This window comes from Amycolatopsis sp. NPDC033938, assembly GCF_055575975.1.
The window spans coordinates 16,263-37,700 of record NZ_JBVIRO010000023.1 but is presented as its reverse complement, the minus strand read 5'-3'; the positions used below and the strand labels follow the sequence as shown (position 1 = coordinate 37,700).

The window sequence follows — 21,438 nt, the reverse complement described above, 5'->3', positions numbered from 1 at the left end:
TTTCCTTGCAAAATTTGCAAGGAAAGGACCTTTCATGGCGCGCTAAGGGATCAGTTCATGCCCGGGTGCAGCTTGTACTGCGTCTGGGCGTTGAACTGGTTCTGCCGGACGAGCTTCGCCGGGAAGGTCCGCCAGTCGTTCAGTTCCAGGACGTCGAGCCCCTTCACGATGTCGGACGAGAAGATGTGGCCGTTGTACCAGTACGCCGACCACGTGCCGCCGCCGACGAGCTTCTCGTTCGAGAGCGGGCCCCGCTCCCAGTACGCGATCTCCTTCGGCTTCGCCGAGTCGGTGAAGTCCCACACCGAGACGCCGCCCTGGTACCAGGACTGGACCATGATGTCCTTGCCCGGAACCGGGATCAGCGAGCCGTTGTGCGCCACGCAGTTCTCGGTCTCGGACTGGAGCCGCGGGATCTTGTAGTAGCTGCGGAACTCCAGCTTGCGGTTGTCGCCGCGGCCGGTGATCTCGTAGATGCCGTTGGCACCGCGGGTGGAGCCGAACTTCTCCAGGCAGGTCGCCATGCCACCGCCGCCGAGCTCGTCGGTGAAGACGACCTTGTTGGCTTCGTTGTTGAAGGTGGCGCTGTGCCAGAACGCGAAGTTCACGTTGTCCTGGACGCGGCTGAGGACCCGCGGCTTGAGGCGGTCGGAGATGTCGAACAGGACGCCGTCACCCATGCAGGCACCGGCCATCAGGTCCTTCTCCGGGAGCGCCGTGAGGTCGTGGCAACCGGTGGTCGCCGAGCGGCGGGTGCCGTCGGGGTTGTCGCCGCCGGCGTTGCCGCCGTCCGGGAACAGCACCGGGGTCGCGACGAGCGCGGCCTTCGCCGGGTCCTTGACCGGGACCTTGACGATCGAGATCTTGTCGTGCGGCGGCTGGCAGTCGGGCAGGTTCGCCGCCGGCGCGTACGACGAGACGTACACGTAGACGTCCTTGCCGCTCTTGTCCGGCACCATCGTGTTGGTGTGCGAACCACAGTCGGTCTCGACCGCCGCGACGTACTTCGGCGCCGCGAGGTTCGAGATGTCGAAGATCTTGATGCCTTCCCACGCCGACTTGTCCGACGCGGGCTTCGCGACACTCGAGCACGAGTTGTCGCTACGCGAGGAGTCGGTCGAAACGAAGAGCAGGTCGCCGGAGATCGACACGTCGTTCTGCCCGCCGGGGCAGAGGACCTGGCTGACGATCTTCGGACGGTAGGGGTTGCGGACGTCGAAGACGTTGAAGCCGTCGTACGTGCCGACGATCGCGTGTCCCTTGGTGAACGCGATGTCCGTTCCGGTGGAGTCCTTGGTGAACGGTCCCTGCTGCGGGACGTTCGCGATCGACCGGAGGTTGGGGCTGTGGACGATCTCGTCCACACCCGGGATCGTGGTCGCCGACGGTTCGGCGATGACGGCCGGCGCGACGACCGCGCTGGAGGCCCCGAGGGCGGCGACTGCGGCCGCCGACACGAAGACCCTGGTCAAGCGGCGTTTCAGCCCAGGCTGCAGCACGATATGGCTCTCCTTCCACCCAGCTTTACGGGAACCTTATTCCTTATTTAGGCTCAGCAGATACCGACCAATGGAGGATCTCCCGGGATGAAAAAGAGTTTGACATCGGCGCTGGTGATCGCCGCGTTCCTCGTCTCGGGCTGCACCGGCTCCGACACCCCCGCCACGACGACGTCCAGCGCCCCGGTGATCGTCCCCGGAAAGCCGGGTGAGCAGGCGGGCACCGTCGCACTCGGCCCGGTGAAGCGCGATCAGCCCAACCAGGCCGACGTCGACTACATCACCATGATGATCCCCCACCACCAGCAGGCGAAGGTGATGACCGATCTGGTGCCGGGCAAAACGGCGAACGAGCAGATCCGCGCGATCGCGGGCCGGATCTCGGTCGCCCAGGACGGTGAGATCACGATGATGAAGACGTGGCTCACCGACCGCGGCAAGCCGGTGCCCGGCGAGGGCCACGACGGGCACGGGGGCCACCACGAGCACGCGCTCATGCCCGGGATGGCGACGGAGGAGCAGCTGGCCGATCTGCGCGCGGCCTCCGGCACGGCCTTCGAGAAGCTCTTCCTCGACCTGATGATCGCGCACCACCAGGGCGCCTTGACCATGGCCGAAGCCCAGCTCGGCAAGGGAGTGGAGATCAAGGCCCAGGAGATGGCGCAGGAGGTCATCACCGGCCAGTCCGCCGAGATCGAGCGCATGAAGGCGATGCGGGCGACGCTCTAGTCACCCACGCGTTTCGTCGGGGTCAGGCGTCGCCGGACGAGCCCATGTCTCCGAAGCCGGAGTCCGAACCGGAGTCGTCGAGGGTGCCCGAGACGATCCAGGTCGCCAGCGCGGCGGCCTGGACGTAGGGCGCCGCCTTCGCCGCGGCCCGTCCGGCCGATTTGGCCCGGCCCCATTTCTCCGGGCGTTCGGCGCGTTCCGGCGCCTCTTCACCCGGCGGCCGCTCGGTGCGCCACGGGGTCTCCTCCGGCCGGACCTCGGCGAGGAAGTCCGCGGTCGGGTCCTCCCCGTCCTTACCGGCGTCCTTGTCGCTCATGGGGACAGCCTGACACCGCGGGCGGCCGGAAGCCACCCGCGGTGCGCGGCGGTAAGAAACCCGTCAGAACAGCAAGGGCAGGAGCGCGTGGCGGCGCTTGAGGACGGCGCCATAGCGCGCGTCGATCCGCATCCACGAATCCGTCGCGGTCACCCGGACGACGTCACCGTCGATCGACGAGTCAACGAAACCCATCCCGGACAACGCGAACAGGCACCGCATCTGGACCTTGATCTCCAGCTCACCGCCGGTGACGGTGAGCACGGCCTGGTCCATCAGCGAGGCGGGCGGGTTGCCGTGCGGGCCGACGTTGTCGCGGGCGAGCGCCACCCCGCGATCGGCGAGCTCCGAGATCACCGTCGCGGGCAGTTCGTCCACCAGCTGCCAGCGTCCCGGAGCGGGCAGCTCCGAATGCCACATCAGGTCCCTCGCCGGCCCCGGATCCATCCGCTCGCCGCCCGCGACGGTCAGTGCGGCGAGCAATTCGTTGCCGGAGACCGTGACGTCCGACGGGGTGATGTCGCCGGCGACGGCCCTGGTCGCGAGGACCTCGAACGGGGTCGCGCTCCACGCCTCGACGACGCCGTCACCACGCTGACGCAGCCGCACCAGCGTGTTCTGGTCGAGCCGGACCGCCCTGGCCACGAACGCGCCGAGCGTTTCGCGGTCACCCGCGTCCGGGATGACGAGCTCAGGCATCCGCGAACCCCTTCTCCAGGAAGGCGCGTTCGTCCTCGGTCAGCCGCCGCGGCCGCTCGGACACCGTGTCGTACGGCGCGAGCACCGTCTCCGCGGTGACCGCGACCTTGTCGGACTCGGCGGGCCCGGCGTGCACCCGATAACCGAGAGTGAAGCTGGCGTGCTTCAAGTCCTTCAACGAGATCTCCACCCGAATGTCCTGATCGGACACCACGATCGGCGAACGGTAATGGACGGCCAGCTTCACCACCACGATGCCCTTGGGCAGTTCGGTGAGCCCGGCCCGGACGGCGTCCCCGAACAGCAGCGGGATCCGTGCCTCCTCGAGCAGGGTCACCAGATTCGCGTGGTTGACGTGCCCGTAGACGTCCATATCCGACCAGCGCGGCCGGATCAGGGAAATGTAGCTCACTACCTCACCGTGCTCCGGATCTGCCTCGCGGCCACCGACAGCGTCGCCAGGTCGAGCTTGCCGGACTTGCTGATCTCGTCCAGCGCCACCCTGGCGCGCTGCAGCCGCGACGCGTTGGTCTTCTCCCAGTGCGCGATCTTCTCATCCGGGTCGGTGCCCGAATCGCTGTGCCGCAACGCGTCCAGCGTGATCGCCCGCAGCGAGCCGTACACGTCGTCCCGCAGCGCCAGCCGCGCGAGCGCGTGCCAGCGGTTGCCCCGTTCGAGACCGCTGATCGAGGTCAGCATCTTGTCGACGCTGAGGTGATCGGACAGCGCGTAGTACAGCGCCGCGGTCTCCGCCGGGCTCTGCACCGCGTCGATCCCGACCTGCTGCTCGGCCATCTCCGCCACGTCGGTGACGTCGAGCAGCCCGAAAGTGTGCAGCAGGAGCGCCACGCGCTGGGCCAGTTCGACCGGGACACCCCGCTCGGCCAGCCGTTCGGCGTTGTCGTCGACGGACGCGCATTCGACACCGCGGAGCAGTTCGTGCGCCCGCGGGGCCAGTTCGCCGACGACCCGGCCGAACCGGTTGATCTCGGCGAGCGGGGCCAGCGGTTGCGGCCGGTTGGTGAGGAACCAGCGGGCCGCCCGGTCGAGCAGCCTGCGGGTCTCCAGCATCATCTCGTCCGCGACCTCGGTCGGCACGACGTTGTCCAGCGCGTCGATCTGCGCCCACAGCGAGGGCAGGTCGAACACGTGGGTGACCACGGCGTACGCGCGGACGGCGTCGGTCGCGGTCGCGTTCATCTCCTCCATCAGGCGGAAGACGTAGGAGATCCCGGCGCCGTCGACGACCTCGTTGGCCACCATCGTGGTGATGATCTCGCGCTTGAGCGGGTGCTGGAAGATCGCGTCGCCGAAGCGTTCGCGCAGCGGCTTGGGGAAGTACTCCGGCAGACGGCGCGAGAACACTTCCGAATCCGGGAGTTCGCTCGCCAGCAGCTCGTCCTTGAGGTCGAGCTTGACGTGTGCCATGAGCGTCGCCAGCTCCGGCGAGGTGAGCCCCTCGTTCGCCTTCTCCAGCGCGCGGAACTCCGCCGAACTCGGCAGGGCTTCGAGCTTGCGGTCGAAGGCGCCCTTCGCGACCAGCGCGGCGACGAGCCGCTGGTGCACCGAGACCATCGGCCCGGCGTGCGCCCGGCTGACGCCGAGCACGGCGTTCTGCCGGTAGTTGTCGGCCAGCACCAGCTCGCCGACCTCGTCGGTCATCTGCTCCAGCAGTTCGTTGCGCTGCTCGGCGCCCAGCGAACCGGTCGAGACCAGGTGATCCAGCAGGATCTTGATGTTGACCTCGTGGTCGGAGCAGTCGACGCCGGCGGAGTTGTCGAGCGCGTCGGTGTTGATCTTGCCGCCCGCGCGGGCGAACTCGATCCGGCCGAGCTGGGTCAGGCCCAGGTTCCCGCCCTCGCCGACGACCTTGACGCGGAGCTGGTTGCCGTTGACACGCAAGGCGTCGTTGGCCTTGTCGCCCGCGTCGGCGTGGGTCTCGTTCTCGGCCTTGACGTAGGTGCCGATACCGCCGTTCCACAGCAGTTCGACCGGGGCCAGCAGGATCGCCTGCATGAGGTCGTTCGGCGCCAGCTTCGTGACGTCCTCGCCGAGCCCGAGCGCCTCGCGGACCTGCGGGCTGATCGGGATCGTCTTCGCCGACCGCGAGTAGATGCCACCGCCCTCGCTGATCAGCGAGCGGTCGTAGTCCTCCCACGACGAACGCGGCAGGTCGAACAGGCGCCGCCGCTCGGCGAACGAGGTCGCCGAGTCCGGGTTCGGGTCGAGGAAGATGTGCAGGTGGTTGAAGGCGGCCACCAGCCGGATGTGCTCCGAGAGCAGCATCCCGTTACCGAAGACGTCGCCCATCATGTCGCCGATGCCGACGACGGTGAAGTCCTCGGTCTGAGTGTCCTTGCCTAGCTCGCGGAAGTGGCGTTTGACGCTCTCCCAGGCACCCTTCGCGGTGATGCCCATGGCCTTGTGGTCGTAGCCGACCGAACCACCGGAGGCGAAGGCGTCCCCGAGCCAGAACCCGTAGTTCGCCGAGACCTCGTTCGCGATGTCGGAGAACTTCGCGGTGCCCTTGTCCGCCGCCACCACGAGGTAGCTGTCGTCGCCGTCGTGGCGGACGACGTTCGGCGCCGGGACGGTCTTGCCCTCGACCCGGTTGTCGGTGATGTCCAGCAGGCCGGAGATGAACATCCGGTAGCAGGCGATGCCTTCGTTGGTCTGGGTGTCGCGGTCCAGACCGGGGTCACCGGTCGGCGTCGGCGGGCGCTTCACGACGAAGCCGCCCTTCGCGCCGACAGGCACGATGACCGCGTTCTTGACCGCCTGCGCCTTGACCAGGCCGAGGATCTCCGTGCGGAAGTCCTCCCGGCGGTCGGACCACCGCAGGCCACCTCGTGCGACATCGCCGAAGCGCAGGTGCACACCCTCGACCCGCGGCGAGTACACGAAGATCTCGTACTTCGGCCGCGGCTCGGGCAGTTCGGGCACCGCGCTCGGGTCGAGCTTGAGCGCCAGGTACTGCCGGGGATTCCCGTCCGCGTCGGTGACGTGGTAGTTCGTGCGCAGCGTGGCGAGGATGACCGCCATCAGGCGCCGCAGGATCCGGTCCTCGTCGAGGCTGGTCACCTCGTCGACCAGCTTGCCGATCTCGGCGGTGAGCTGTTCGGCCTGCGAAGCGCGGGCCTCGGCGCTGATCGACAGGTCGAAGCGGGTCTCGAACAACCGCACCAGCGCGGTGGCGATGTCGGTGTGCGCGAGCACGGTGTTCTCGATGTACTCCTGCGAGAACGGGATCTTCGTCTGGCGCAGGTACCGCGAGTAGGCCCGCAGGATGGCCGCCTGACGCCAGGTGAGCCCAGCGCGCAGGACGAGCCCGTTGAAGCCGTCGACCTCGCAGTCGCCGCGCCAGGCGGCGTGGAACGCCTCCTGGAAGCGGACGCGCAGGTCGGTGTCCGCGTGGTCGAGGACCTGCGGGTCGATCCGCAGGCCGAAGTCGTAGATCCACGACCGGCCACCATCTTCACGGCGCAGTTCGTAGGGCCGCTCGTCGACGACCTCCACACCCATCCGCTGCAGGACCGGGAGCACCTGCGAGAGGGTGACGCCCTCGCCGCGCAGGTACAGCTTGAAGCGCCGCTCTCCCGCCTCGGCGTCGGCGGGCAGGTAGAACGACATCGACAGGTCGCCCTCGTCGGTCAGCGACTCCAGGGCACGGAGGTCGGCGAGCGCTTCGAGCGCGCTGAAGTCCTCCTTGTAGCCCTCGGGGAACACCGCGGCGAACCGCTGCCCCTGTTCACCCGCGGACTCCTCGCCCAGCAGGCCGATCGCGACGCCGCTGTCCCCGGCGCGCTCGCGGCGTTCGGCGAGGATCGCCTCGACCATCCGGTCGTCCCAGCTGCGGACGGCTTCGTTGAGCCGTTCCTGGATGCGCAGGGTGTCCGGTTCCGACCGCTGCGAGGGATCGGTGTGCACGATGAAGTGCACCTGCGCGAGCACGGTCTCCCCGATGCGCGCGCTGTACTCCAGTTGCGTGCCTTCGAGTTCTTCGAGCAGGACCTCTTGCATCGCGAGCCGCGAACGGGTCGTGTAGCGGTCGCGCGGGAGGTACACGAGGCAGGAGTAGAAGCGGCCGTACGGGTCGCGGCGCAGGAACAGCCGCAGCCGCCGTCGATCCGACAACGTGATCGCGCCGGTCGTCGTTGAGTACAGCGAATCGGTGTCGGCCGAGAACAGGTCCGCGCGCGGCCAGTTCTGCAGCACCTCGAGCATCCGCTGGCCGGAGAAGGACTCCATCGGGAAGCCCGCGCGGTGGATGACCTCGCGAACCCTGTTGCACACCACGGGGATGTCCAGCACGTTCTCGTGCAGGGCGGTGGTGGTGAACATGCCGAGGAAACGGTGTTCGCCGGTGACGTTTCCGTTGTCGTCGAACGTTTTCACGCCGACGTAGTACGGATAGACCGGGCGGTGCACCGTGGACGGCGCGCTGGCCTGGGTCAGCACCAGCAGCGTCGGCGCGAGCGCGGACACCGCCGTGTCAGGACCGGCGGTGAGGCTGCGCGCGGCCAAGCTGTCCTGGCGCAGCACGCCCAGCCCGGTCGCGAGCACCGCGCGCAAGGCGGGCTCTTCGTTGTCGGGGTGCGGGTTGTCGATCAGTTCGTAGCGGCGGTAGCCGAGGAAGGTGAAGTGGCCGTCGGCGAGCCAGCGCAACAGCCGGGCACCTTCGGCGACCTCGTGCGCGGACAACCGCGGCGGGTTCTCGTCCAGCTCGTCGGCGAGACGGCGCGCCTGCTCCGCCATCTTGTCGGTGTCCTCGACGACCTCGCGCACGTCGCCCAGCACCGACGAGAGCCGGTTGTCCAGCTCACGGGCACGGTTCGGGTCCGTCACCAGGTCGATCTCGATGTACATCCACGACTCGGCCGCCGAATTCGCTGGTGGCTCGGCCGGGTCGGCGTCCGGGTGAACCGCCAGCAGCTCGCCGGTGAGATCACGGCTGACCACGACGATCGGGTGCACGATGCGCTGCACCTGCACGCCGTCGCGGGCGAACTCGGCCGCGACGGAATCCACGAGATAGGGCATGTCGTCGGTGACGACCTGCACGACGGTGGCCTCACGCGTCCAGCCGTCTTCGGGGCCGGTCGGGTTCAGCAGGCGCACCGCGGGACGGCCGGGCATCCGGTCCTTGGCCAGCTGCAGATGCGAGCGGACCGCGCCGACGAGGTCGACCGGGTCGTCACCGAGAATCTCTTCGGCCGGGATGTGCCGGTAGTACAGGCGGATCAGGTCGCCGATCTCCGGGGCGTACGCCGCGGCGGCGTCGATCAGGTCGTCCCGGATCTGCTCCGGGTTCACCGACCGGCGCCGGGCGCCATCTTCGGTGCCGACATCTTTTCCGGGCGGGGACGAGACTCCCGTCGAGCTCATTTGAGACAACTCTCCACTGTGCGAGATTGACACCGCGACCGGCACGACTCTGTACCGGCCCAGACCCCAACCTACAGCTCCGGACTGACGGCTCCACAAGGCCGGGTCATTCCCGTCCGTCGAAGATTTCCCTGCTCAGATAGCGGAATCGCCGTGATCGGTTCAGCTACCGACGGGTCACATAGGCGGTCTGTCCGGACCTTCGCACGCCCCGCCGCACCGGGGGTGACCAGCGCCCATTGCCGTTCAGCGGAACGACACGAGGTCTCACCCGGCCGACTGAATCGTTCCAGTCCATCCCGGCTCCGACCGAGGTGGAGCAAGGGACCTTTGCTATCGCCGCGGTCAGTCGCTCCCGTTGGCGCGGTGCCGGTCGCGGCCGTTGACCGGACGCTTTCCCGAGTCCTGGGAACCGAGTTGTTTCACGAGCGCGGCGGCACTCGCGGTGCCGGCCTGATGCTCGGCAAGCGCGCGGGCCAGCAGATCGGCCAGCCCGGCGTCCGGCGGCGGCTCGTCTTCGGCGATGGCGCGGGCGTAGCTCTCCGGGAACGGCGTGATCGGCCGCCAGGAACCGGTGTCGGTCAACGGATCCAGCGCCGGTGGCATCCGCAGCCGCGGCAGCCACGGATCCACGACCTCTTCCTTGGCGCTTTCCTGGACGTTCTCCTGGGCATCGCCGGGGAACGAGGGTGCCGGATCTTCCCGGGGCGGCGGCGCTAGCGGGACGGCGGGTTCGGCGTACTCCACCGGCGTCTGCTCCCGGCGGGCGCGGCCGGTTTCGGCGCGCTCCTCGGCGGCGGGGCCGGGATGCGTGGCGTCCGCGGTGTTGTCCGCACGACGGCGGCCACCGCCTTGTCCGCCCGCGCTGGAGATCCCGAGCCGGTCCAGCACCGACTTCGCCGCCACGGAACCGTGTTCGGCGTCGTGCCTGGTCGTCCGCGGGACGGGCGCGGCGGACCGGCGGGCGCGTTCTTCGGCCGCCCATTCGTCGCTCTCCCACAACGGGGCGGCGGTCCCCGGCGGACGCGGTGGTTCGGCCTCCGCCGCGATCCGCGGCCGGGGCTCGGCGGCGGGTTCGGGGGCCAGGAGCAGTTCCGGGATCACCGGTTCCGGCATCGGCTCCTCGTACCGGACTGGAGTCTCTGACCGGCGCCGCACGGCCGGGATCGGGGTTTCCGGCCGGGTGACCGTGGGTTCGGGTGCCGAAGAGGCGATCTGCTCGCGAGCGGCGGGAGCTTCCGGACGGCTGCGTCGCCCGTGCTCCGGCTCCGGTCGCGATGCGGGTTTCGGCGGCGGCATCAGTTTCGGCGCGGCAGGTTCGACCTTGGGCTCGAACCGGATCGACGGCTTGGGCTCCTGGGGTTTCTTCGGTACCCGGCGGCGCCAGTCACCGGCGGACGCCGCGGCTTCGCGAGCCGGCTCCGGACGGGACGGCGGCTTCAACACCGGCGCTTCGGTCTTTTCCGCGGCGGGTGCCACGGGAGGTTGTTCCGGACGCGGAGGGTCGACGGGACGCGGCGGCTCGGCAGGCGTGTTCCGCGACGGCTCGGGTGCGACGTGGCTGTTCTGCCGAACGGGCCGCGGCGGTTCACGGTGCACCGGCGGCTCGGCGGCCGCCCGCTTCGGAGGCGCCGCGTCGATCGGCGCCATCACCGAGGTCACCTCGGCCGGGGCGGGCTCGGGTGCCGTGACGGCGGACGGACGCGTGGCGACGGCCCGCAGGACGTCGTCGAGATCGACCGCGGTGTTCTCGGCCGCGCCGAACTCGCCGACCAGGACATTGCACGCCTGCCTGCGCACGCGGGCGTGCAGATGCTCGGCGGCACGCGAACGGTGCAGGCAGCCGATGGCCTCCTCGGGACGACCGAGCCGTTCCTCGATCTGCGCCAGTTCCAGCCACAACCGTGCCGTGACGGCGTGCAGGCGGTGATCCTCGGTCCCGGCGACCGCTTCGCGCACGAGCATGCCCGCGGCTTCCCCGGATCCCGCGGGCAGCAGGACGCGGGTGGCCACCGCCAGCCGCAACCACGCGGCAGGCGAGATCCCGGCGGCCCGCACGGGCGCGTCGAGGACCGGCTGCGCCACCTCCAGCGCCATCTCCGTGTCGCCCCGGTCCAGCAACGTGCAGACGAGTTGCAGGACCAGCCGGATCCGGACGAGACCGCCGTCGTCGTCGGGGTTCGCGAGCTTTTCGAGCATGCCCAGCCCGGTCCGCGCGGCGTCCGCCGCCGCCGTCAGATCGCCGTGACGGCGACGGTGCGCCGACACCCCGACCCGCAGCATCGCGCGGATCAGCAGCTGCGAATCCGCCGCCATCGAGCCGTCACCGAGCACGAGCTTGTCCGCTTCGGCGAGCACACGGTCCAGTTCCGTCTTCCGGCCGAACTGGGCAAGGCAGCCGACGAGATGGCACAACGCCTCGGCCCGGTGCACCGGCGAGACCGCCGGATCCGCCAGCAGCGGACGCAATGCGGCCAGCCCGGTCAGCGGGATGCCGACACTGCGCGCGCAGACCGCGAGGTCGATCCTCAACCGGGCCGCGATGTCGCCGTAGCCCGCGTGTTCGGCGGCGCGCAGGGCGGCCACCGCCCGGCCGACCGTCCGGGGACGGCCACCGAGCCGCACCCGAGCGGTCACCACGAGGCTCTCCGCGCGGATCCACTGCTCGTCGGCACCGGCCGCCTCGGCGAGCGCGGCCGCGCGCTCCCCGAGGACCAGTGCCAGTTCCGGCGCCCTCAGATGCAGGGCGTCCGCACGTTCGATCAGCCTGCCGACAGCGGACAAGGTTCCCCCGGTGGCAGCCGTCCGCCCACCCACCATGGTGGTGGGTGAGCCCGGCCGTTGGCGCTTGCTGGCTTCCACGGGGAACCCCCGGCCCTCAGTCGCGGGTCAGCTTGCGATGGGTGACGCGGTGCGGACGAGCGGCCTCGGCACCGAGACGCTCGACCTTGTTCTTCTCGTAGCCCTCGAAGTTACCTTCGAACCAGAACCATTGCGAGGGGTTCTCGTCCGTGCCTTCCCAGGCGAGGATGTGCGTCGCGACCCGGTCGAGGAACCACCGGTCGTGCGAGATGACCACGGCGCAGCCGGGGAACTGTTCGAGAGCGTTCTCCAGCGAACCCAGTGTCTCGACGTCCAGGTCGTTCGTCGGCTCGTCGAGCAGGATCAGGTTCCCGCCCTGTTTGAGGGTCAGCGCCAGGTTCAGCCGGTTGCGCTCACCACCGGAGAGCACGCCCGCCGGCTTCTGCTGGTCCGGCCCCTTGAAACCGAACGCGCTGACGTAGGCACGCGAGGGCATTTCGGTCTGCCCGACGTGGATGTAGTCCAGCTTGTCCGAAACCACCTCCCATACCGTCTTCTTCGGGTCGATCCCGCCGCGGTTCTGGTCCACATAGGACAGTTTGACCGTCTCGCCGATCTTGACCTGCCCGGCGTCCGGCTCTTCGAGCCCGACGATCGTCTTGAACAGGGTCGTCTTACCGACACCGTTCGGGCCGATCACACCGACGATGCCGTTGCGCGGCAGGTCGAACGACAGCCCGTCGATCAGCACCCGGTCGTCGAAACCCTTGCGCAGCTTCTCGACCTCGACGACCACGCTGCCCAGCCGGGGCCCCGGCGGGATCTGGATCTCTTCGAAGTCGAGCTTGCGGTGCTTGTCCGCCTCCGCGGCCATCTCCTCGTAGCGGTCGAGCCGGGACCGCGACTTGGTCTGGCGCGCCTTGGCGTTGGACCGGACCCATTCGAGTTCGGACTTCAGCCGCTTGGCGAGCTTGGCGTCCTTCTTGCCCTGGACCTCGAGCCGCTCGCGCTTCTTCTCCAGGTACGTCGAGTAGTTGCCCTCGTAGCCGACGACGCGGCCGCGGTCGAGCTCCATGATCCACTCGGCCACGTTGTCCAGGAAGTACCGGTCGTGGGTGACGGCGAGGACGGCGCCCGCGTAGTTCGCGAGGAACTGTTCCAGCCACAGCACGCTTTCGGCGTCCAGGTGGTTGGTGGGCTCGTCGAGGAGCAGCAGGTCCGGCGCGGACAGGAGGAGCTTGCACAGCGCGACCCGGCGGCGCTCACCACCGGAGAGGTGGGTGACCGGCTCTTCCGGCGGCGGACAGCGCAAGGCGTCCATCGCCTGCTCCACCGCGGAGTCGATCTCCCACGCGTCGGCGTGGTCGAGGTCCTCCTGGAGCTTGCCCATCTCCTCCATCAGCTCGTCGCTGTAGTCGGTCGCCATGAGTTCGGCGACCTCGTTGAAGCGGTTGAGCTTGACCTTGATGTCGCCCAACCCCTCCTCGACGTTCTCGCGGACGGTCTTTTCCTCGTTGAGCTCCGGCTCCTGCATGAGGATGCCGACGCTGGCGCCAGGCTGGAGGAAGGCTTCGCCGTTGCTGGCCTGCTCGATCCCCGCCATGATCTTCAGAACGGTGGACTTACCCGCGCCGTTGGGCCCCACCACGCCGATCTTGGCGCCGGGGTAGAACGCGGTGCTGACGTCGTCGAGGATGACCTTGTCCCCGACGGTCTTGCGCACCTTCTTCATGGTGTAGATGAACTCGGCCATACAAGCGATCGTAGAGCGAGCCGATCGCGGCCTTGACGGCGGTCACCACCGAACTACCGACAGTCAGTCCGATATCACTGAGTGAGCATCTGACCCCTCATCCCACGGATGCCTCTTCCAGTGCGGTGACCATGGGATTCCCCAGGGGCGGCGGCATCGGGATCGCCCTGGGCCGGTCACGCCCGGTTCGCTGGATCGCGGCCGAACAACGCGCGAGGTTGGGGCCGATGGAGAAGGCCTCAAGCTCAGGTAGACCGAGAGGCGCCGGGATCTCCTCCGCGGTCTCGGCGCCCCGCAGCCGCCCGGCCACGATCACCGGATCGCCCTTGCTGAGGCACGAGAAAGCCGCCATCGCCAGCTTTCGCCAGCAGGTGACCTTGACCGCGAGCTGCCGCCCCTCGCCCCACTCCCCTCTTTCCTTGTCGTACCGGCGTTCGACACTCCGCAAACCGAACGACACGACATCGTGCCCGTGCACCCGCTCCGGATGGTGGACCGGTTCACTGGTCAGGTTGCCGATCATGGTCACCCAGGTCTCGCCCATCGCCATCACATCCGCCTTTCGCCTCGATCCGGGCCGCTCCCGGTGTTTCCCTTGACCACAGCCTGCCTCGGATCAAGGGAGGAAAACGGGCGCGAACGGGATCTGTGGACAACTGCGGGCGATGTGGGCTTCCTGTGGACAACTCGAACCGAAAACCGAGAAGGCAGGGGGAAATGTGGTAACGCGACTAAGGGGTGAAGGCACCTCGTGAGCGGTAATGACGGTTAGAGCGGACCCTCTCATAGGTACCTGCTCGTGGCCTGCGGCCTGGCTCGCGTGAAGTACGTGATGGCCCCCTTTCTTGCGCTAGGCGTAAGGAAGGGGGCCATCACGTACTGAGGAAGGTATGAAGGTCGAGTTTCCTCGGCTGAGCCGAGGGAAGGGGGCCTTCACGCGCCGCCGACGTGCCTGGTGTTACTACCGAGGCTGGTGATGGCCTTCCTGGCCGGGTGAGGGGAACTTTGAGGGACTCTGAGTCCCTCAAGGAGTCCTTCACGGCCAGGCGGCTACCGGGGACATCCGCCGTAGGTACCTAAACACCCTTGACTAGAACGCTCCTTGCTACTCACGAACCGCACAAACCACCCAAGTCGGGCACACTAGTCTCGTAAAGTGTCCCTTATGGACAGTCAAGAGCCGGGTGAGGTCCCTTTGCGTGAGCCCGTTGTCGCCGGGCCCACCACGACACGCTCGCCTTGTCCCGCGCTGGCGGTGAAGGTCGAGTTTCCTCGGCTGAGCCGAGGGAAGGGGGCCTTCACGCGCTCCCTCAAGGAGTCCGCCACGGGACCGAGACGGCTAAGAGCCGGAACCCGGCCCCCGGCCCTGATCCGCCAGTTTCTTCAGCATCGCGTTGTAGGCGTTCAGATCCTCGTCACCCGAGGCGTCCTCGCGGCGATCCCGGCGCCGGGCCTCCCGCTCGTCCTGTCGCGCCCACTGCACCAGCAGCGCGACCAGCACCAGCAGCACCGGCAGCTCACCGGACGCCCACGCGATCCCGCCGCCGAGCCGCTGGTCGGTCAGCAGGTCGGTGACCCACGGCAGCTTCAGCGAGCGGTAGAAGTCCTGGCCGAGCACGGTCTGCATGCTCATCAGCGCGATCCCGAAGAACGCGTGGAACGGCATGGCGGCGAACATCATCCCCAGCCGTCCCAGATGCGGGATCCGGCGCGGCGCGGGGTCGACGCCGATCACGGGCCAGTAGAAGACGTATCCGGCGAGCAGGAAGTGCGCGTTCATCGCCAGATGCGCCCAGTGGTAGTTGAGCGCGGCGTCGAACAGACCCGAGAAGTACAGGCCGTAGAAGGAACCGACGAACAACAGCAGTGCCACGATCGGATGCGTCAGAAACCGCGAGATCGGTGAGTGCACGAAGGCGAGCAGCCATTCGCGCGGTCCGGGCGGGGCGTCCTTGCCCGCCGCGGGCAGCGCGCGCAGCGCGAGCGTCACGGGTCCGCCGAGGACGAACAGCACCGGCGCCACCATGGACAGCAGCATGTGGTTGCCCATGTGCACGCTGAACATCGCGGGCGCGTACCGCCCGATGCCGGACGACGTCGCGATCAGCAGCACGAAGCAGCCCGCGAGCCACGCGACGATCCGGCCGGTGGCCCAGGTGTCGCCGCGGCGCCGCAGCCGTCGGACGCCGGCGAGGTACAGCCCGGCGAGAACGATTGCGAGGGTGCCGTAGACGAGGTCGAACCGCCAGTCCGTGAGCAGCCGGAAGACGGTCGGCGGACCGGAAAGGTCGTAGCCGATCAGCAGTTCCGTCGTGGACGGCTGGGTGAACGACTCCTGCGGCGGCGGGGTCTTCGCGAGGCCGGTGGCGATGCCGATCGTGATGAACATGATCAGCACCTCGACCGCGGCGAGCCGGAGCAGCTGCCCGCCACCGGCGCCGTTCACCAGCCCGGCGACGCCCTTTTGCCGTTGCTGATGCCCGAAGACGCCGAGCAGCAGCAGCGCGACGATCTTCGCGAGCACGAGCAGGCCGTAGTCGGTGGAGAACAGGTCGGCGATCCTGATCCGCACCAGCGCGTTGACGATGCCGGAGACCGCCATCACGATCCAGCAGACCAGCGCCAGCTTGGAAAACCGCGTCGCGGCGAGGGTGAGGTTCTCGCCACGCCGCCAGCCGAGCGCGAGCAACGCCACCAGGCCGCCGACCCACAGCGCGGCGGCGACGAGGTGGTAGAGCAGGCTGTTGGTCGCCATGTCGTGCGAGCCGCCGCTCGCGGAGTGCCCGGTGACCGCGACCGGGATCAGCCCGCCGACGGACAGGAAGAAGACCACCGTCGTCCAGCCCCAGGTCAGCGCGAGACGGCAGCCGAGCGCGACCAGCAGCGCGATCAACGCGGTGAACAGCCAGGCCTTGGGCTGCTCGATGGCGTCCACGAGGTCGACAAGGACCTGCGGCGAGAGCACCTCGGTGAACGGGCGGCCCGCGCCGTCCGCGGCGGAGAAGAAGATCGACGCGGCGGCGGCGAAGAACCAGACCCACGCGGCGGCGCCCGCGACGCGGATGGCCGCGTAGCCGTCCGCCGCGAGCGTGCCGGTCTTCTGCGGCGGGACGAGGAACGCGGCGAGCAGCAGCGAACCGACGCACAGTACCGAGGACGCCTCGGCCAGCACCCTGACGACGGTGATGCCGTAGCGCGTCACCAGGCCCGGATCCGGCAGGCCCGCGATGACGTAACCGGCGCCACCGGTCAGCGCGACCAGTCCGACGGCCACCACCGCGGCCAGAAGCGCCCCGATCGACACCAGCGGCAGGACACCGGCCTTCCGCGCGGATGGGGCCGGTTTCGTCTCGGGGTCTGAAGGCACGTCACGAGGGTATGCCGGGCACGCAAGGGGCAAGATGGCGGCGTGCGGATCATCCTGCTGAGGCACGCCGAGTCGCTCGGCAACGTCGACGAACTCGCCTACACCCGGATCCCCGACCACGCCCTCCCGCTCACCGAGGCAGGCCGTGAGCAGGCACGGCGGACCGGGCCGGAGATCAAGGAACTGTTCGACGGTGAGCGGCCCGCGGTGTACGTCAGCCCGTATCTGAGGACGCGGGAAACGTTGCGGCTACTGGACATCGACGACTACGAGCGGATCGTGCCGGAGCCGAGGCTGCGGGAACAGGACTGGGGCAACCTCCAGGATCCGCTGGAGCAGGAGGTACAGAAGCAACGCCGTCACGAGTTCGGGCACTTCTTCTACCGGCTCCCGTTCGGTGAATCCGGGGCGGACGTCGACGACCGGGTGGCGGCGTACCTCAGCGAACTGGCGGCTTGCGGCGAAGATCACCCCAGGACCGTGCTGGTCGTCTCACACGGCCTGACCATCCGGTTGCTGTGCCGACGGCTCTTCGGCTGGAGCATCGAGCTGTTCGAGTCGCTGTCCAATCCGGCGACCTGCGAATACCGCGTCCTCGAGCGCGACGGCGACAAGTGGACGCTGGACCGCCCGTTCCGTCAGTGGCGGGACTCACCCGACGGGGAGACTCAGCACTGAAGGCGCGAGGAGCACCACCCTCGTCCCCAGCCCGGGACTGGACTCGATCCGGGCGAAGCCGCCGATCTCCGCCATCCGCGCGATGATCGAGTTCTCGAGCCCGAATCCGCGCCGCTGGTCGCCCACGTCGAAACCGGCGCCGTGATCGCGCACGGTCAAGGAAACGCCGCCGTCGATCTCCTCGACGCTGACGACGGCCCGCCTGGTCCCGGAGTGCTTGAGGGTGTTGCGCAGCGCCTCCCGCGTCGCGTCGTGCAGGGCCACGGCCGCCTCCTCCGAGAGGTCCGGACCACACTCGTCCTGGATGACGATCTCGGCCCGCAGCCCCTCCGCGGCCATCTCGGCGGCGAGCAGCCGGAGCCGCTGATGCAGCCCGAGCGGACCCGTCTGTTCGTGTTCGAGACTGATCCGGATGCGCATCGCCTGTGCGCGGGCGGTGCGGCGGACCCGGTCGAGGCTGGCCGCCGGATCGAGTTCGTCGGCGGGCGCGGGGATCGCGAACGACTCCATCACCTGCAGGACGGTGTCGTGGACGTCGCGGCGGTGCCGTTCACGTTCCGCCGCCCTGCCCTGCTGCTCCCCGAAGCCGAGCGCGAACCGCATCGAAGCGCCGACCAGGCCGACGATCGCGAGTGACGCCACCAGCGCCGTTCCGAGGGTGAGGAAGAGAGCGAGCGGGGAACCCGGGTACACGGTGGAATGCAGCACGATGGCGCCCCCGGTGACCAGCGCACCCGCGAGCGCGCCGCGCAGCAGGGTCCAGATCATCACCGTGCCCATCAGCTGGGTCCAGACGATCGACATGATCGCGGTGTCCGAGCCGATCAGCGCGGCCCCCAGGGTGAGTACCAGTGCGGACGCCGCGTCGGCCGGGGGAACCAGCCGGGTGCCCGCCGGCTCGCTGGCGGACCGGTGGAACACCCAGGCGGCCTCGGCGACGTTCGGTACCAGGTGCAGCGCCGCGACCGTCCACAGCACCGACGAGCCGCTCTCCCCCGCCGTCCACACCGCCTGCGCCAGCATCGCCAGCCGGAACACCACCGGGACCAGCACGAGCCGGGGCAAGGTGGTCCGCGCCAGCCGCGGCGGGATTCCGCCTCCGAGCATCAGCATCCTCACGCCGCTCCTCCCCGGATCAGCCACCCTGAAACAGCGAGCGAGTCGCATTCATTTCAGTTTACGAGCAATCAGCTTGCCCGTGGCGTGGCGAGGATGTCAACGGGCGACGGGTTCGGAGACCTCCTCCCGTTTCCGCGCCCTGGCGGCGGCCAACGCGGACGGGACGATCAGGGCCGCGGTCAGGCCGACGAACAGGAACGACACCCACAGCGACGTCACCTGCGCGATTCCCCCGATCAGCGGCGGCCCGGCGAGGAAGCCGGTGTAGGCGATCGCGGTGACGAAGGCCAGTTCCCGCTCGCCTCCAGTGCCGTCGGCACGTTTGCCCGCCGCCCCCGCGAGGCTCAACGCGATCGGGAAGGCCGCGGCCAGTCCGGCACCCGCCAGCACGAAGCCGACGAACCCGAACACCGGCGACGGCGCCAGCGCGGCGAGCACGAGCCCCGCCGCGGCGAGCCCGGCACCCGCTGCCAGCGCGCGGGTCGCGCCGAAACGGTTCTGGAGCCGGCCGCCCACGAGCCTGGCGATCGCCATGGCCAAAGCGAACCCGGAGTAAGCGAAGGCCGCGGCGCCCTCGCCGACGCCGTGCACGGACGTCATCAGCAGCGCGGACCAGTCCGAACTCGCGCCTTCCGCAATCGCCGAGAACAGCGCGATGGCGGCGAGCAGCCAGAGCACGGGACGCTTGACGGGCGGTGTCCGCGGTTTCTCGACGGGTTCGGTGTGCACGGGCCGCGCGCCGGGCACGGCCGCGATAATGAAGGCGAGCACGATCAGCGCGGCCACGGCGGCGACGGTGAGATGCCTGCCCGGCGACCACTGATGCGACGCGGCGAGGCCGGCGGCGACCGAACCCGCCAGCGCGCCGAAACTGAACCCGGCGTGCAGGGTCTGCATGATGGCGCGTCCGGAACGACGCTCCACCTCGACGCCCGCGACGTTCATCGCGACATCCAGTGCGCCGTTGCTCACCCCGAGGACGAACAGCGCCCCGGCCAGCATGGGCACCGACGTCGAAAAGCCGATCATCGGCAGCGAGGCACAGGCGATGATCGCACTGCCCGCCACCACCGCCCGTGCGCCGTACCGCTCGATCAGCCGCCCCGACACCGACGCCGCGATCAGCATCCCGACGCTGGCCCCCAGCAACGCCAGGCCCAGAACACCCGGCGAGGCACTCACTCTTTCCGACAGCGCCGGCGTCCGCGTCGCCCAGGAGCCGAGCGCGACCCCGTTGAGCGCGAACACCGTGAAAACGGCCGTACGATCACGCATAGACCCCAGTCTCCCTCCGATTCCTGTTGCTCCAGAATGACTTAAGCGCTTCAGAAAGTCCACCCGTCCCGCCCGGGACTAGACTGCCGCCGTGACCAGCACGCGACGGCGAAGGCCGACGTTGGACGATGTCGCCGACGCCGTCGGGGTGTCGCGAGCGACCGTCTCCAACGCGTACAACCGGCCCGATCAGCTGTCCGCCCAGCTGCGGGACGAGGTGCTGCGCGCGGCAAAGAAGATCGGGTACGCGGGGCCCAACCCGACCGCGCGCAGCCTCGCCACCAGCCGCACCGGCGCGATCGCGGTCATGCTGGACACGAACCTCTCGCTCGCGTTCTCGGACCCCGCCCTTTCCGTCACCCTCGACGCGCTCGCATCCGTCGTCGACCCCGGAGGACACGCCCTCCTCCTGCTGCCGGGAGACGGTGAGAGCGGCGGACCGCGCGCGGAACGCGTCTTGACCGCGCAGGCCGACATCGCGGTGGCGTGCTCCCTGGCGGACGGCGCGCCGGCGCTGGACGCGGTCCGTGACCGGAGGATGCCGCTGGTGGTGATCGACCAGCCGCACGTCCGCGGTGCGGCGAGGATCGGCGTGGAGGACAGGGCGGGAGCGGCCGCGGCGGCCCGGCATCTGCTCGAACTCGGGCACCGGCGGATCGGGATCTTCTCGGCGCAATGCCTGTCCTCGCCGCGCGGCGGCGAGATGACCCCGGATCACGCCGCGGACACCCGCTTCCACGACACGAGAGAACGGCTGGCCGGCTACCTGGACACGCTGGCCGAGGCCGGTATCGCGGCGGCGGACGTGCCGATCTGGGAGGCGTCCGGGATCTCCGTCGAGGGGGCCGTCCCGAGCGCCTTGGGCCTGCTCGACCGGACCCCGCGGCCGACGGCACTGCTGTGCATGTCCGACCAGCTCGCGCTGGCCGCGATCTCGGCGGCCGGGCATCTGGGCCTGTCCGTCCCCGCTGATCTCTCCGTCGTCGGCTTCGACGACGTCCCACCGGCCCGGTGGTCCGAACCTCCGCTGACGACGGTCCGGCAAGACCTCTCGGCCAAGGGACGGATCGCCGGGGAACTGGTCCTCGGCCTCCTTCGCGGCGACAAGACGCCCGCGCCGGCGCAACTTCCCGTCGAGCTGGTCGTCCGCGGCTCGACCGCGCGCGCTTAACACTCATCGCCGGTCCGCACAACGCGGTCCGGCGATCTGTGGACAACTCACCCCGATCGAGCGGCGCACGACTACTTATCCACAGAAGTAGAAATGCGGGCAGACAAAGCCTTTCCGCCGGGTCATCGTGGAATCACACATTCACGACGGCGATCGAGCCGCCGATTCACGGGGGAGAACCCAGCCATGACACGACGTTTGACGAACCTGCGCGCCCGCATCCCGCACGTGCTTCTGCTGGCCATGTTCGGCTTGCTGACCAGTACCGGAGTCGCGAGCGCCACCACCGCGCCGCCCGAACCCGCCTGCCAGAAGGGCGAGTTCTGCGTATGGGGCGAAGAATCGTTCGGCGGGACAGTGCACAAATTCGACCTGCGCACCGCCAATCCCGAGGAATGCATTCCGCTGCCCCAAGACTTCGCCGGACATTCGTTCGTCAACCGGCTGAGCCGGGACGTGACGATTTACCAGAGCGAAGAGTGCACGACCGAAGGAGATTTCATCACCTATCCGGGTGGCGGCACCTACGTACCCCAAGGACCGTTCGTGATCCGCGCCCTCAAGATCTGGGACTGACCACCCCGGCGGTTCGCGCGCGTCGCTCGCCACGGAGTCGACTCGCGACCTGCGCGAACCCAGGGGCCG

The 21,438-nt window shown here is 69.1% G+C and carries 15 protein-coding genes; 4 read left to right on the top strand and 11 right to left on the bottom strand.

Going from position 1 to position 21,438, the window contains the following annotated elements; translation table 11 throughout:
- Positions 1 to 50 precede the first annotated feature (50 nt).
- Positions 51 to 1,499 carry an LVIVD repeat-containing protein gene (locus ACZ5ZX_RS36585; RefSeq protein WP_465506561.1) on the bottom strand — a complete coding sequence of 483 codons (1,449 nt, stop codon included), beginning with the start codon at positions 1,497 to 1,499 and terminating at the stop codon, positions 51 to 53.
- Between the two features lie 87 nt (positions 1,500 to 1,586).
- Between ACZ5ZX_RS36585 and ACZ5ZX_RS36580 the strand changes: the two genes are divergently transcribed.
- On the top strand, positions 1,587 to 2,228 hold the full coding sequence (locus ACZ5ZX_RS36580; RefSeq protein ID WP_465506560.1) for a DUF305 domain-containing protein: 642 nt from the start codon (positions 1,587 to 1,589) through the stop codon (positions 2,226 to 2,228).
- A 22-nt stretch (positions 2,229 to 2,250) separates the two neighbouring features.
- Here the strand turns inward: ACZ5ZX_RS36580 and ACZ5ZX_RS36575 are convergent, their stop codons facing one another.
- The 8 genes from ACZ5ZX_RS36575 to ACZ5ZX_RS36540 all read right to left on the bottom strand — a co-directional run bounded on the left by ACZ5ZX_RS36575 (position 2,251) and on the right by ACZ5ZX_RS36540 (position 16,550).
- Complete coding sequence (locus tag ACZ5ZX_RS36575; protein ID WP_465506559.1) at positions 2,251 to 2,544, bottom strand: hypothetical protein; 294 nt, start codon at positions 2,542 to 2,544, stop codon at positions 2,251 to 2,253.
- Positions 2,545 to 2,607: 63 nt separating this feature from the next.
- Positions 2,608 to 3,243: a DUF8010 domain-containing protein gene (locus ACZ5ZX_RS36570; protein ID WP_465464626.1), complete on the bottom strand. Its 636-nt coding sequence runs from the start codon at positions 3,241 to 3,243 to the stop codon at positions 2,608 to 2,610.
- Positions 3,236 to 3,655 (bottom strand): acyl-CoA thioesterase, encoded by a 420-nt coding sequence (locus ACZ5ZX_RS36565; RefSeq protein WP_465506558.1) that lies wholly within the window; start codon positions 3,653 to 3,655, stop codon positions 3,236 to 3,238. Before ACZ5ZX_RS36565 ends, ACZ5ZX_RS36570 begins: the two co-directional genes overlap by 8 nt.
- Positions 3,655 to 8,628, bottom strand: a complete 4,974-nt coding sequence (locus ACZ5ZX_RS36560) for an NAD-glutamate dehydrogenase (protein WP_465506557.1) — start codon at positions 8,626 to 8,628, stop codon at positions 3,655 to 3,657. The genes ACZ5ZX_RS36565 and ACZ5ZX_RS36560 overlap by 1 nt, the downstream gene beginning before the upstream one ends.
- Positions 8,629 to 8,973: 345 nt before the next feature.
- A complete protein-coding gene (locus ACZ5ZX_RS36555) occupies positions 8,974 to 11,490 on the bottom strand; it encodes a hypothetical protein (RefSeq protein WP_465506556.1) in 2,517 nt (838 codons plus the stop codon).
- A gap of 16 nt (positions 11,491 to 11,506) precedes the next feature.
- On the bottom strand, positions 11,507 to 13,183 hold the full coding sequence (ettA, locus tag ACZ5ZX_RS36550) for an energy-dependent translational throttle protein EttA (RefSeq protein WP_044855908.1): 1,677 nt from the start codon (positions 13,181 to 13,183) through the stop codon (positions 11,507 to 11,509).
- Between the two features lie 97 nt (positions 13,184 to 13,280).
- Positions 13,281 to 13,733 carry a single-stranded DNA-binding protein gene (locus tag ACZ5ZX_RS36545; RefSeq protein WP_465506555.1) on the bottom strand — a complete coding sequence of 151 codons (453 nt, stop codon included), beginning with the start codon at positions 13,731 to 13,733 and terminating at the stop codon, positions 13,281 to 13,283.
- A gap of 789 nt (positions 13,734 to 14,522) precedes the next feature.
- The gene (locus ACZ5ZX_RS36540) at positions 14,523 to 16,550 is read right to left on the bottom strand and encodes a bifunctional copper resistance protein CopD/cytochrome c oxidase assembly protein (protein WP_465506554.1); all 2,028 of its coding nucleotides are present in this window, start codon (positions 16,548 to 16,550) and stop codon (positions 14,523 to 14,525) included.
- Positions 16,551 to 16,592: 42 nt separating this feature from the next.
- Between ACZ5ZX_RS36540 and ACZ5ZX_RS36535 the strand changes: the two genes are divergently transcribed.
- Positions 16,593 to 17,228 (top strand): histidine phosphatase family protein, encoded by a 636-nt coding sequence (locus tag ACZ5ZX_RS36535; RefSeq protein ID WP_465506553.1) that lies wholly within the window; start codon positions 16,593 to 16,595, stop codon positions 17,226 to 17,228.
- Here ACZ5ZX_RS36535 and ACZ5ZX_RS36530 read toward each other — a convergent pair.
- Together ACZ5ZX_RS36530 and ACZ5ZX_RS36525 are read right to left on the bottom strand one after the other, a co-directional pair.
- Positions 17,202 to 18,341: a sensor histidine kinase gene (locus tag ACZ5ZX_RS36530; RefSeq protein WP_465506552.1), complete on the bottom strand. Its 1,140-nt coding sequence runs from the start codon at positions 18,339 to 18,341 to the stop codon at positions 17,202 to 17,204. The two genes, ACZ5ZX_RS36535 and ACZ5ZX_RS36530, sit on opposite strands and share 27 nt — an antisense overlap.
- Before the next feature lie 102 nt (positions 18,342 to 18,443).
- Positions 18,444 to 19,622 carry an MFS transporter gene (locus ACZ5ZX_RS36525; RefSeq protein WP_465506551.1) on the bottom strand — a complete coding sequence of 393 codons (1,179 nt, stop codon included), beginning with the start codon at positions 19,620 to 19,622 and terminating at the stop codon, positions 18,444 to 18,446.
- Positions 19,623 to 19,743: 121 nt separating this feature from the next.
- Here ACZ5ZX_RS36525 and ACZ5ZX_RS36520 point away from each other — a divergent pair, with 121 nt between their 5' ends.
- Complete coding sequence (locus tag ACZ5ZX_RS36520) at positions 19,744 to 20,793, top strand: LacI family DNA-binding transcriptional regulator (RefSeq protein ID WP_465506651.1); 1,050 nt, start codon at positions 19,744 to 19,746, stop codon at positions 20,791 to 20,793.
- A gap of 186 nt (positions 20,794 to 20,979) precedes the next feature.
- A complete protein-coding gene (locus ACZ5ZX_RS36515; RefSeq protein ID WP_465506550.1) occupies positions 20,980 to 21,369 on the top strand; it encodes a peptidase inhibitor family I36 protein in 390 nt (129 codons plus the stop codon).
- Positions 21,370 to 21,438: the final 69 nt, after the last annotated feature.

Excerpts from the sequence above, each read along its gene's own strand:
- ACZ5ZX_RS36580 (WP_465506560.1), top strand. The coding sequence starts at position 1,587 with ATGAAAAAGAGTTTGACATCGGCGCTGGTGATCGCCGCGTTCCTCGTC.
- ACZ5ZX_RS36575 (WP_465506559.1), bottom strand. The coding sequence starts at position 2,544 with ATGAGCGACAAGGACGCCGGTAAGGACGGGGAGGACCCGACCGCGGAC.
- ACZ5ZX_RS36570 (WP_465464626.1), bottom strand. The coding sequence starts at position 3,243 with ATGCCTGAGCTCGTCATCCCGGACGCGGGTGACCGCGAAACGCTCGGC.
- ACZ5ZX_RS36560 (WP_465506557.1), bottom strand. The coding sequence starts at position 8,628 with ATGAGCTCGACGGGAGTCTCGTCCCCGCCCGGAAAAGATGTCGGCACC.
- ettA (WP_044855908.1), bottom strand. The coding sequence starts at position 13,183 with ATGGCCGAGTTCATCTACACCATGAAGAAGGTGCGCAAGACCGTCGGG.
- ACZ5ZX_RS36545 (WP_465506555.1), bottom strand. The coding sequence starts at position 13,733 with ATGGCGATGGGCGAGACCTGGGTGACCATGATCGGCAACCTGACCAGT.
- ACZ5ZX_RS36530 (WP_465506552.1), bottom strand. The coding sequence starts at position 18,341 with ATGCTGATGCTCGGAGGCGGAATCCCGCCGCGGCTGGCGCGGACCACC.
- ACZ5ZX_RS36525 (WP_465506551.1), bottom strand. The coding sequence starts at position 19,622 with ATGCGTGATCGTACGGCCGTTTTCACGGTGTTCGCGCTCAACGGGGTC.
- ACZ5ZX_RS36515 (WP_465506550.1), top strand. The coding sequence starts at position 20,980 with ATGACACGACGTTTGACGAACCTGCGCGCCCGCATCCCGCACGTGCTT.